Annotated in this window: 1 protein-coding gene; it reads right to left on the bottom strand. The window is 35.5% G+C overall.

Annotation, left to right across the window (positions count from 1 at the left end):
• Nucleotides 1–803: transposase (locus ACERII_RS25850; RefSeq protein ID WP_373645863.1), on the bottom strand; the 803-nt coding region annotated here is incomplete at its 3' end.
• Nucleotides 804–866: the final 63 nt, after the last annotated feature.

Genomic DNA, 866 nt, shown 5'->3' with positions numbered 1-866 from the left:
TAGCCAAAGAAGTCCTTGGTTTTTGATTTATGTCCAACTCGAGCCTCTAGGTCAACAATAGAGCGAACGCCTTTTGATTCCAAAAACTTTGGATCCTTCAATATTTCCCTTGCAAGCTCCATTGTTTCTTTTGTTTTAGGGTTCTTCTCTATCTCAACGGATTCTTCAACCTTCTCCAGAGTTGCTTCTAAATAGGTTTTCATTGTTTCTTTGGCTTCTCGATGATTTTCAATTTCTTTATAGTTGGGAATAGTTACATCGACGTTATCAGGAACTTCTCCATTTTCCTCTTTTAAATGGCGAAAAAGCTTTTTAGCTAAGCGTTTCATCACACGTTCTGGAGTCGCACGAAATGTGTTTGCTTGTGTATGAGTCGCATCAACACTTATTCCTGTTGTGTCTTTAATAATGCCGTGATCTACACATTGCTTTACAACTTCAACTAACACATCATCTAGCGTAAAATCTAGTAATCTATGTCGTCTAAATTTGGATAATAAACTGGGATGTGGAAGTGTATCTTCTGGATTGATACCCAGAAAATACATGTAGGCAAGATTTAATGAAGCATCTTCCATAACTCGCTCATCCGATAAGTTATAAAGGTGTTGAAGAAGCAACAGTTTAATCATTAACTCTGGTTCCTTAGCTGGACGTCCATAATATCTGCAGTAAGTACTTACAAGAAACTCATTAATAAAACCAAAATCTACGAAATTATTAATCAGCCTTAGTGTATGATTTTCTGGGATTTTATTGTATAATTCAGTGTAGAAGCTTAATTGTTTAGATTGATTAAGCATAAAAAAAATCCTCCCTTTTTGGTTTTTGGTTTCTAGTCAATTCCATTGTACCAAATAATGGGG

Source organism: Evansella sp. AB-rgal1 (genome assembly GCF_041820985.1).
Classification (GTDB): Bacteria; Bacillota; Bacilli; order Bacillales; family Salisediminibacteriaceae; genus Evansella.
This window is presented reverse-complemented; position numbering and strand designations above follow the sequence as displayed.